Raw genomic sequence first — 12,044 nt, forward strand, 5'->3', positions numbered from 1 at the left:
ATGGCGCAGCGCTATTCCGTTACACCACACCCCATCGAAACTTTGCTCACCTGGGTGAAGAGCAAGGAAATTGCAATTCCTGAAATTCAAAGGCCCTTTGTCTGGGAGGCCACCAAAGTTCGAAATCTTCTCGATTCCCTTTATCAGGGTTATCCGGTTGGGTACCTGATCGCCTGGAAAAATCCCACGATCAAGCTGAAAGACGGATCATCTTCAGCGGGAAAGCGAATTCTGATTGATGGCCAGCAGCGCATCACCGCGATGATGGCAGCGCTACTCGGCATGGAAGTTCTCACCAAGGACTATGCACGGGTCCGGATCAGGATTGCGTTCAACCCTTTGGCAAAAGAAGACGAGCCCTTTTTCGAGGTCAGCAACCCTGCCATCGCCAAAAACGTTCAGTGGATCCCTGATCTTTCAACACTGTTCCAAGCCGATGCCGACCTGCTCGAAGAAATCGACTGCTATATGGAGCGCAACCCCAGCGCAGATCGAAAGACTGTCGGCAAAGCACTACAGAATTTGCTCAAAATCACAAGCAATCACGTCGGCCTGATTGAACTTGCAGAAGACCTCGATATCGAAACGGTCACTGAAATCTTCATTCGCGTGAATTCCGCTGGCAAAGAGCTATCGCAAGCCGACTTCGCCATGTCCAAAATCGCCGTCAATGAAAGCTACGGCGGCAACACACTGCGGAAAGCCATTGAATATTTTTGCCATTTGGCGGTTGCCCCGGAATTTCACAGCCAACTGGAGAAGCACGATCCCACTTTTGCCGCAACACCTTTTTTCCAAAAGATGAGCTGGCTCAAGGATGTCAACGATGACATCTACGACCCGACATATACAGACATGCTGCGGGTGGCCTTTACCTCAGAATTTGGACGCGGCAAACTGCAAGATCTCGTCGCCTTACTTTCAGGAAGAAACTTTGCCAGCAAGCAATACGAAGAGGCGATTTCTGAGGAATCATTCCAAAAATTAGAAAAAGGTATCTACAATTTCATCAGTGAAACTCACTTTGAGCGACTCACGATGATCCTGCGTTCCGCAGGTTTCATCACCAGCGATCTCATCCGGAGCCGCAACGCCGTCAATTTCGCCTATATCCTCTATTTACGCGGCAGACAAGAGAAGCATCCAGCCAATGAGCTGGAAAGCCTTGTACGCCGCTGGTTTGCCATGTCGGTATTAACAGGGCGCTATTCAGGAAGCCCTGAATCAACCTTTGACTTCGACATTCGCCAAATCACCAGCCAAGGCCTGCGCAACTTCACTGATGCTGTTCTGGAAAACGAACTTCCCGCCACCTTCTGGACAGGGATGCTTCCGCAGCTGATGGTGACCTCCTCCTCAATCAGCCCTTACTTCATTGCTTATCAAGCTGCTCAGGTGAATGCCGGAGACCAAGGATTCCTGTCGACGCACATCACCGTGCGCGATTTGATGCAAAACCATGGAGACAAGCACCACTTCTTCCCCCGCAAACACTTACAACGCCAGGGGGTTGCTCGCGGCCAATACAACCAGATCGCTAACTTCGTGATTACGCAAACCGAAATCAATATCGCAATTTCAGATAAAGCACCCGAGCTTTATCTCGGTCAGATGATGGAGCAGTGCTCTGGTGGTCCTCAGCTGTATGGCGGCATTACCTCGCGGGAAGAGCTTGAGCGCAACCTCGCCATGCATTGCATCCCTGTATCCGTTCTGGACGCAGCGTCACTTAATTACGAGGCGTTTCTGGAAGAGCGTCGAAAGCTGATGGCGCTGAAAATCAAGACCTGGGTGGAGAGCCTTTAAACCCATGCCCGAAGCCGTCCTCGCCCCAGGCGCCCGCATCGAATGCCGCAGTGCCGAATGGCTGGTGCGCAGCCTTGGCCGCAGCAGCGATGGCCAGCAGGTGGTGGATGTGGTGGGTGTGTCGCCGTTCCTTCGGGAAAAGGAAGCGCGCTTCCTGGTTGATGTTGAGAAAGCCGCCGGCAGCTTCAAGGTGCTACAGCCCGAAGCCACCGAGCTGGTGAGCGACCCGTCGCCGCAATACCGCGACAGCTTGCTTTTTATTGAGGCGCACCTACGCCGCACCATCCCCACAGACGCATCCCTGGCGGTAGGGGATCGCGCTGCCATGGATGCCCTGCCCTATCAGTTGCAACCAACAGCAAAGGCCCTGGCGATGCCCCGCCAACGGCTGCTGATCGCCGATGCTGTGGGCCTAGGCAAAACGCTGGAGTGCGGGATTCTCTGCAGTGAGCTGATCCGGCGCGGGCGGGGCAAGCGAATCCTGGTGGTCACCACCAAGAGCATGTTGGTGCAATTTCAGAAAGAGTTCTGGACGCGCTTTTCGATCCCACTGGTGCGGCTGGATTCCGTGGGCATTCAACGGATCCGCGAGCACATCCCCACCAACCAGAACCCCTTTCATTACTACGACAAAGCGATCGTTTCGGTCGACACCCTCAAGAACGACCGCGATTACCGGTATTACCTCGACAACGCCAACTGGGACATCATCGTGATCGATGAGTGTCAGAACGTCGCGGAGCGCGCCCGGGGGGCCCAAAAGAGCCAACGGGCGAAGTTGGCCGAACGGCTCGCCACCCGCTCAGAAACGTTGATCCTGCTGTCGGCCACACCGCACGACGGCAAGCCGGAGAGCTTCGCGAGCTTGATGAACATGCTCGACCCCACGGCGATCGCCAACCCCAGCGATTACGGCAAAGACGACATCAAAGATCTCTACCTGCGCCGCTTCCGCAAAGACGTGCTGGAGGATTTACGCAGCAACGTGAAAGAGCGCGACACCAAGGATGTGGAGTGCCAGGCCAGCGCGCAGGAAGAGCGGGTGTTCGCGCTGCTCAAAGACCTCAAACTTCCCGACAGCGACCGCAAAGCCAAGGCCGGTCAGCTGTTCAAAACCACCCTGGCCAAAAGCCTGCTCTCTAGCCCGATGGCGGCTCTGGAAACGGTGCGCAACCGGCTCAAGCGATTGGAGGCGGCAGTCTCGGAGTCACCGGCGGATGCCGCTGCCCTGCAGGAGCTCGACCCGTTATTGGCCGCCATTGATTCCAAAGGGTTCTCGAAATACCAGCGGCTGCTGGGGTTAATCGAAAACGACTGGAGCTGGAAGGGCAAAGACCCCAAAGACCGGATCGTGATCTTCACCGGTCGGCGCGAGACCCAGCGATTCTTGATGGAGCACCTCGAGCGTGATCTCGACCTCAAACAGGGAGCCGTGGTGGGGCTGGATGGCGCCATGCCTGATGTGGAGCAAACCAAGGTGGTGGAGCAATTCGCCCAGGAGAAAGAGGCGGTGCGGATCTTGGTGGCCACGGAAGTGGCCTCAGAGGGTTTGAACCTGCATTACCTCAGCCACCGGCTAGTGCACTTCGACATCCCCTGGTCGTTGATGACGCTGCAGCAGCGCAATGGCCGCATTGATCGCTACGGCCAGCCAGAGCAACCACAGATCCGCTACTTGCTCACCCAATCCCGCAGTGAAGGCATGGGTGATGCCGACAAAATCCTGCGCCTGCTGATCAACAAAGACCAGCAGGCCCAACAGAACATCGGCGATCCATCGGTGTTCTTGCGGGTGTTTGACGCCGAAAGCGAAGAAGAGGAAATCGGCAAAGCCCTGGAAACAGGCGGAAGCGCCGAGCTTGAGCAACGCATGGATGCCAATGCGGCGGCCTACCAAGACAAGAGCAGTGAGCTGAACCTGTTCGAGGAAATGTTTGGTCTCGGTGCTGGAGCAGACGAGAGCCCAGAAGCAGACGATGCAGCCGCGATCCAGGTTGAACGCAAGCCGCCCTACAGCCTGTTCGCCAGCCTCTGGAGCTATGTGAACCGGGCGATGGAAGCGGTGGCTGAGCAAATGAAAGAACGAGATGAACCGCTCGATCTCAAAGCCTTTGATGAACAGGAACGGCTGGAGATCTCACCGCCATCGGATCTACAGCGCCGCTACGAGCGTTATCCAAAAGAACTGAGGCCCCAGAAAGGTGAGCGCCTAGTGCTCTCCACCGATCCTGCAGCGCTGCAACGGGCCCTGGAGCAAGCCCGCCGCCAAGACAGCGCTCGGCCCGAACTGGAATACCTCTGGGATTTGCACCCCTTGGTGGATTGGCTGGCTGACCGGGGCCAGATCACCTTCAAGCGCCATTGCGCACCGGTGCTGAACCTCAGTGAAGGGCTTGAGCCTGGGGAAGCGGTGATGGTGCTGCAGGGCACGATCCCCAACCAGAAGGGCATGCCCGTGGTGCAGGAATGGGTGGCGGTGCGCTTTGCCGGCAGCGGCCTGAAAGTGGCCTCCGTGGAGCCCTTTGTGGCGGTTGCCGATCGGCTGCAGCTGGGCCGCAAGGCCTATGCCAACCCCAGTGCCCCGATTCCGGACTCGCTCAACCAGCAACGGCAAGTGGCCGTGGATGCTGCGCACCGGTATCTGGTGGAGAAGCAAGTGACCTGGAGCCAAGCCATGCAACCGGAGCTGGAGGCACAACGAGAACGGCTCAAACATTTACGTGGCCGCCAGGAACAGCAACTGCAGCTCAACTTCGACAACGACAAACGCCCCAACCAGATTAAAGAGAAACAACGCAGCGCTGATCAGAACCGGATTGAACGCCGCTTTCAAGACCACGAACGCTTTATCCAAGACGTGATGACGATCGAACCCGCCCCGTACTTGAAGTTGGTGGCCGTGCTCCACCGGGAGGCTTGAGCGATGGCATTACCGGGCATCAGCAACGGCAACGAGTTTTATTCCGCGCACTACCTCGAGAGCGTGCTCAGCGGCGACATCAAGAAGGTGAAGCAGCGCTGGGCGGAAGAAGCCAAGGCGGAACTGGAGTCCAATCCGCTGGCGGAGGTGAGCACCCCCGAGCAGCAGTTCAGAGCCCTGCGCAAACCCTGGCAAAAGCTACGGGAAGCGGAGCTGGGGATCCGCAACGATCCAGCGGAACGCCTACGGCTGCAACGGCAGCTGTTCTTTCAACCGCTGCTGGAGGCTTTGGGCTACCCGATCCATCCACACGCCGAGCCGGTGCTGATCGGCGGAGAGGCCTATCAGATTCCCTTGCTCGGGGAGGTGCGCAACGGCAAAGACGAACCCTGGCTGTGGGTGGTGGAGTGCTTCAACCCCAGCGATGAAGCAGCCGATCCACTGGAGCTGTCGATTGCCACCAACTGGGCTTGCCAGATCGAGGATCCATCCCTGGGCACCGTCCATGACAGTGAAACCTGGGAGGAACTGATCAGCGAACGGGTGTTCGGCCAAGACAGCCCACCGCGCTGGGTGCTGGCGGTGAGCCGCGACCAACTGCTGCTGATCGACCGGCAGAAATGGGCCGCCTCACGCTTACTGCGCTTCGAGCTCGACGCGTTGCTGGGAGACAACAACGCCGATGCCCTGCTGGCCGCCGCAACGCTGCTGCACCGGGAGCACACCTGCCCCACCGATGGCGGCACGCCCTATCTCGATGAGCTGGACGAGAACAGCCACAAGCACGCCTATGAGGTGAGTGGCGATCTCAAATACGCCCTGCGCAAATCGATCGAACTGATCGGCAACGAAGCCATCCACTGGCGCCGATCACGCAATGAAGGCGTGTTCAAAAGCAAAACCGACGCCGATCAGCTGACGCTCGAATGCCTGCGGTACATGTACCGGCTGCTGTTCCTCTTCTACATCGAGAGCCGGCCGGATCTGGGCTACGCGCCGATGGGCAGCGATGTCTACCGGCTCGGCTACAGCCTTGAAAGCCTGCGGGAGATGGACACCGCCGAGCTCGGCAGCGAAGAAGACAAAGAGAGCACCTACATCAGCGATTCCCTTGATCGCCTGTTCCAGATGATCTGGGAGGGCCACCCCAAACGCGACGACCCCACGGCCCAGCTGTCACTAGCTGATGGGGATGACACTTTCCACGACAGCTTCCGGCTGACGCCGCTGCGGGCCCACCTGTTTGATCCCGAGCGGTTGCCAACGCTGAGCAAAGTGCGCTTCCGCAACGTGGTGCTGCGCGAGGTGATCGAGCTGATGTCGCTCACCAAAGAGGGCAAAGGCAAACGGCGCGGCCGCGTGAGCTATTCCCAGCTCGGCATCAACCAACTGGGCGCTGTCTATGAAGCGCTGCTGAGCTTCCGGGGCTTCTTCGCGGAAGAAGATCTGTTTGAGGTGCAGCCTGCACCCAAGAAAGCCAAGGCCGCCAAAGGCAGCGATGACGATGGCGACGATGAAGACGGCGGTGATGGCGACGATGCCAACAGCGCCAAGGCCAGCGGTGCCGCCCACGACGAACTGGAGGTGGGTCACTTTGTGACCGCCGAGCAGCTCAAGGCCTACAAGCCAGAAGAGATCGTTCCCGATCAAGACACCGGCAATCCCAAGTGCTACGCCAAGGGCAGCTTCATCTACCGATTAGCCGGCCGCGACCGGGAGAAAAGCGCCAGCTACTACACGCCTGAATCGCTCACCCAATGCCTGGTGAAGTACGCGCTCAAAGAGCTACTTCCTGGCAAAACAGCCGCCGTCATTCTTGAACTGAAGGTGTGTGAGCCCGCCATGGGCTCAGCGGCATTCTTGAACGAAGTAGTGAATCAACTGGCGCAGGCCTACCTGGAGCTACGCCAACAGGAAACTGGCAAGAGCGTGCCCCACGAGCAGTTCGCGACCGAACTGCAGAAGGTGAAGATGCGCCTTGCCGATCAGAACGTCTTCGGGGTTGACCTCAACCCGGTGGCCGTTGAGCTGGCGGAAGTGAGCCTTTGGCTCAACAGCATCTTCACGCCGGAGAAAGGACGGGCTTTTGTGCCCTGGTTCAGCCAGCAGTTGGTGTGCGGCAACTCGCTGATCGGCGCGCGGCGGCAGATCTACCGGGTTAATCAACTGCCCACCAGCACCGCACGCAGCGCCAAGCCACGCAAGCTCTGGCATGAGCATGCACCCGAGGAACTCGCTTGGGATGCTGAGCTACCCGACGACGGCATCTTCCACTTTCTGCTGCCCGATCCGGGCATGGCGGCTTACACCGACAAGGTGATCAAGCAGCTCGAACCCGAAGCAATCGAGCGCTGCAAGCGCTGGAACAAAGCCTTTGTTGGCGACGTCTTCACCGAAGCGCAGATTGCCCATCTGCAACGGCTCAGCAAGCTGGTCGATTCGCTCTGGAAAGACTGGGCCTCACAGCAACAACAACTGCGTGAACGCACCACTGATCCCCTCCCCGTGTGGGAAGACCCAACCGGAGCAGAAGAAGGTGATTGGACTCCACTACTTCTGAAGGATCGAATCCAGGAGCAAGAGGTGCAGGGCCGCGATGTGGCTAACACCAACGCACGCCTGCGCTTGAAGTGGGCGATGGACTACTGGGTGGCGTTGTGGTTCTGGCCGATCAGCAAAGCCGAATCACTGCCCAGCCGCGACACCTGGCTGTTTGAGCTGAGCATGGTTCTTGGCGACCTGGAGCAAGGCATCAGCCCAGAGCTGGGGCAGGGCAATCTCTTCGCCGACACGCAACCCAAACAACTGGCTGCTGACTTCTCGGATCGACATGGATTTGTTGATGTTGAGAAGCTCAAGACTGAATTTGAGCGGCTTCAGCAAATTGAAGCAGTCTCTAAACGGATCCGCCCCTTGCATTGGGATCTTGAATTTGCCGATCTTTTGGGTCACGGCGGCTTCGATCTGATTGTTGGAAACCCGCCCTGGCTGAAGGTGGAGTGGGAAGAGAAGGGCGTGATCGGCGACACCGACCCGACGGTTCTTATACGGAAATTGAGTGCCAGTGAGTTGGCCAAGCGAAGGGGCGAAGCACTGACTGCCAATCCCGATCTTCGCCCGGCCTACTTGGAGGAATTCGAAGGGCAGAACGGCAGCCAAGCTTTTCTGAATGCCGTTGCCAACTATCCGCTGCTGAAGGGAAGCCAGACCAATCTATTTAAGTGTTTCCTGCCCCTTTCCTGGCGATTGACATCAGATCAAGGAAGTCAGGGCTTCTTGCATCCAGAAGGGGTATATGACGACCCGAAAGGCGCAGCATTGCGAGAGGTTCTGTATGAGCGACTGCGCAACCACTTTCAATTCCAGAACGAACTCTCACTATTCTCAGAGGTTGATCATCACGCAAAGTTCAGCGTCAACATCTACGGATCTCGGCGTCATCCCAGCTTTGTTCATATAGCCAATCTCTTCCATTCCAGCACTATCGACAGCTGTTTTTCTAATGATGGCAACGGGCTTGTAGGCGGAATCAAGAATGATCAAAACCAATGGAATACCTCGGGACACCGACAGCGGCTTATTCCTGTGGGTGAGAAAAGTCTGGCGCTCTTTGCAGAGCTCTACGACGAAACCGGAACCCCAGGAAGCCAGGCTCGCTTGCCGGCGCTGCATTCACAACAACTGCAGAGCGTACTAGAAAAGTTTTCTGCCACACCGAAACGCCTTGGCGATCTGCAAGGTGAGTACATCGCGCTGGAAATGTGGCACGAAACGAATGCACAGAAAGACGGCACGATTCGCCGCGAAACAGGATTCCCAGCTGAAGCATCAGATCTGGTGCTTTCCGGCCCCCACTTCTACGTCGGCAGGCCTTTCAACAAAACGCCTCGCTCAATCTGTAATCTCAACAGCCACTACGACTGCCTCGATCTCACCACCCTCCCCGCCGACTACCTGCCCCGCACCAACTACCGGCCGGATGTTGCAACTCGCGAATACCTAACTCGTACACCAAAGGTGCCCTGGGGCGACAAGAAGCCGGTGACGAAATTTTATCGATTAGTCAGTCGCAAGATGTTGAGCCAGACTGGAGAGCGAACCCTCATCTCAACGATTCAGCCCCCCAAAACAGGGCATATTGACGGGTGCTTTTCACTCACCTTTTCGAATGCAAATCATCTTCTTCAGTTTTCTAGCCTTCTGGCTTCTTTACCGCTTGACTTTTTCATCAAGACAACCGGCAAGAGCAACTTTCGCGATGAGCTGGCAAGCCTATTTCCCAATGCAATTAGTGGGGTCACATCAAAAGTAAGATCACTAATTCTGAATTGCCTCACCACACACTACGCCGATCTTTGGAGTGAGTGTTGGGAGAATACTTTCCGAGCGCAAAGCTGGGCCAAGCAGGATCCCCGTCTATCCAACAGCTTCTTCACCCAACTCACCCCCACCTGGCAGCGTGATTGCGCCCTGCGCTCCGATTACGCCCGCCGACAGGCTCTGGTGGAGATCGATGTTCTCGTAGCCCAGGCTCTCAAGCTCACCCTCGACGAACTAATCACGATCTACCGCGTGCAGTTTCCGGTGATGCAGCAATACGAACGCGATACCTGGTACGACCAAAACGGCCGCATCGTCTTCACCGCAAGCAAAGGCCTCACTGGCGTTGGCTTCCCACGCAAAGGCAAAGGCCGCGGGGCAAACAAAGAAATCGGCTGGGAAGACATTGCAGACATGACTTCCGGCAGCGTCTCCCGCAAGATCATCGACGACACGCTTCCCGGTGGCCCCGTCGAACGCTCGATCACCTATGAGGCGCCGTTTGATCGGTGTGATCGGGTGGAGGATTATGGGGTGGCTTGGACTGCTTTCCAAAAACTTAATAATAATAGTTAACCTGGCAACTATCTTGACATCCTTGACACCCCAGGACCTTCGGTTCTAAATGAGCTTGAGTGCAGCCCTCCGAGGTAGTCATCAATTACATGGCTATGATCAAGCCGAAATCAATAACAACTGATTAGCTACGCTCACTAAGGATCCAGTGTAGGCAAGAAGCTTTCCTTGATGATCTGGTTGATTCAGACCATCGAGCAAGGTGGTGAGATCCTCGTGGCTCAGCTCATCGGGAAAGATTTGTTCTATTGCACGCTTTCTTCCCTCTTGAAGCAGCTTGTCATTCAAGTTCAGTTTTTCAATGGTTGCAGAACCTCTTGGTGTTGATCCCTCAACTGAACCAGTCTCATGGAATATAAATTCATCCAAGCAACCTATATCAAGTGGAGAAACTATATTATCTTCTTCGAACCAGTCACCCTTAGCGTGCCCGCACGTTCTTGAAGCCCCTAGATTGTTATCTCGTCCACAGCTGGCATGAAGGTTGTCGTAGTTAAGCTGCAGGTCCGACCAGCCGCTTCGTGGCCTAAAATGCTCAATGTGACATCTTGTTTCGCCAGGACAGACAAGTGCCTCTATAGAACGATTACAATAGCAGCAGATATTACACTGCTCCTCTACCAATGCCTGAAGCAAATGTCGCTTTTCAGGATTCTGTAGAGTAGAGAATGTTGGCATCCAATTCTCATTCGACTGACTACACCACTCATTGAAGCTATCAGGCGGTTGATTCTTATTAATGAAAATCATCGGCCGAGAATCTCTCTTCTTCTAATAGCTGACTTCATTGCTGCAACATCTAGATCATCCGCGCCAACTATTTTTTCGAATTGCTGAATCTTTTCGCCAGCCATCTGTAACTCATTACGTGCCAGACTTTGCCCAATCTCAGCCAAGAGGTCTCTAGTCTTATCTGGCCTCACATCTGTATCGAGAACAGACAGAAGTATCTGATTGACATCTCGGCCATAAGATCCTGAAGGCGACGACACCTTGATGCCGGTACTTTCAGGCTCTAGGATACGTATGGAGTCTCCTTCCACCTCCGCCAGGACTTGTGGAGAATGGGTACTAACAATGAACTGAATATTAGGAAATGCGGATCTAAGGCTACGAATTATTTTACGCTGCCACTTTGGGTGAAGATGCAGCTCTACTTCATCAATAAGGACAATACCACTTCCCTTTGTTGGATCAGGAAGAGTAGGATGCGAATTTGCTAGCCTCCTGGCTACATCCCCAGCAAGAGCCAACAGGCATTTTTCGCCATCAGATAGTTGATTGATTTCTAGATCGTCAGTACGTTCTCCAACCCGTTTTGTAATCACCATCCTTAGTCGTGGCTTTCGTTGTATTCTCAGGTTGTCATAAGTGCCGAGTAGTCTGTAGATTGCATTGCGGACGCTTTCAAGGACCGAGTTCCGGTAACTGGAGTCCTTTTGGGCACGCTTCTCGTTTTCAGCATCCTCTTCCTGTCGGAACCAGGCGAAGAAAGAGCGAAAGTCAGCAGATCCCCCTTCAAGTGAACCATCAAAGGCTTCAGTCGATAACTTCTTAGTGTTCTGACGAATGCGAAGTGGAACATCTATGACACCTCTATTTACAGGATAATATGACACAAGAGGCACGTCTATCTCCGGATTATTTGCGGCCCCTGTTAATGCATTAAGAGACTCTGATTCTTCTGAGATGAGTCCGGTGACTGCGGTCGTCATACCTTTATGCCTAATTGACCAGCCAACCCTGACATCTTGAGCCAGAATGAACGAGGCATGAAGTTCAGGCCTGCCACTCCCTGAGACAGGAATATCCGACAACTTGAAGCCACGAACCTTCCGAGATGAATATGTCACCAATCGCACATAGCGATCAAGGATAATTGCGAGACCTTCCAATACACTTGATTTGCCCGAGCCATTTACGCCAACAAGAACAAGACACTTTGATGGAATATCAACAAGTTCCAGCTTGTCAATTCCTCGAAAGCAACGAATTGAAAGACTCTCTAGTCTCACGGCTCAAACCCTTTTTCAAGCAATCGCTCAGGCGCCATCCTGCTTCCCTCCTTGGTCAAGCTAGCAACTCTATATGCATAGCGCCACATCCATAAAACGTGCAGACTGAGAAACACTATAACAACGCTGAAATCAGCATACATGTCAATTGCCTTCCAAAGGGCATGGAGCACGAATGCTGCTGTCATCCTTGAGGCTAATTTGTACCACCAAGCCTACATGCAAACAAAATCTTGCTCATAATCGATCCTAGTCCCACTCTTACAACTTTGGGCAATTAGGTATCTCTAAGATTAGAAAAAGCGCGCTTCGATTTAGCTTGAATCGGCTAATACCCCATTCTTTAGGTGACATCCACCCCAATTATACACTTTTATTAGCATCAACATTGCATATAGGGTGCTAGC

At 54.7% G+C, this 12,044-nt stretch carries 5 protein-coding genes; 3 read left to right on the forward strand and 2 right to left on the reverse strand.

The annotated features are described in order from the left end of the window. Genes SynA1544_RS08025 through SynA1544_RS08035 form a run of 3 tightly spaced genes read left to right on the forward strand, consistent with a single transcriptional unit; the run spans window position 1 to window position 9,622 of the window. Window positions 1-1,806: a DUF262 domain-containing protein gene (locus SynA1544_RS08025; protein ID WP_186512883.1), complete on the forward strand. Its 1,806-nt coding sequence runs from the start codon at window positions 1-3 to the stop codon at window positions 1,804-1,806. Window positions 1,807-1,810: 4 nt separating this feature from the next. Then, a complete protein-coding gene (locus tag SynA1544_RS08030; RefSeq protein ID WP_186512884.1) occupies window positions 1,811-4,726 on the forward strand; it encodes a DEAD/DEAH box helicase in 2,916 nt (971 codons plus the stop codon). A gap of 3 nt (window positions 4,727-4,729) precedes the next feature. Then, complete coding sequence (locus SynA1544_RS08035) at window positions 4,730-9,622, forward strand: hypothetical protein (protein WP_186512885.1); 4,893 nt, start codon at window positions 4,730-4,732, stop codon at window positions 9,620-9,622. 99 nt (window positions 9,623-9,721) lie between these two features. Here the strand turns inward: SynA1544_RS08035 and SynA1544_RS08040 are convergent, their stop codons facing one another. Continuing rightward, window positions 9,722-10,300 carry a retron system putative HNH endonuclease gene (locus SynA1544_RS08040; RefSeq protein WP_186512886.1) on the reverse strand — a complete coding sequence of 193 codons (579 nt, stop codon included), beginning with the start codon at window positions 10,298-10,300 and terminating at the stop codon, window positions 9,722-9,724. A 68-nt stretch (window positions 10,301-10,368) separates the two neighbouring features. Continuing rightward, window positions 10,369-11,637 (reverse strand): AAA family ATPase, encoded by a 1,269-nt coding sequence (locus SynA1544_RS08045; RefSeq protein WP_186512887.1) that lies wholly within the window; start codon window positions 11,635-11,637, stop codon window positions 10,369-10,371. Between the last annotated feature and the right edge of the window lie 407 nt (window positions 11,638-12,044).

This window comes from Synechococcus sp. A15-44 (assembly GCF_014280115.1).
Lineage (GTDB): Bacteria > Cyanobacteriota > Cyanobacteriia > PCC-6307 > Cyanobiaceae > Parasynechococcus.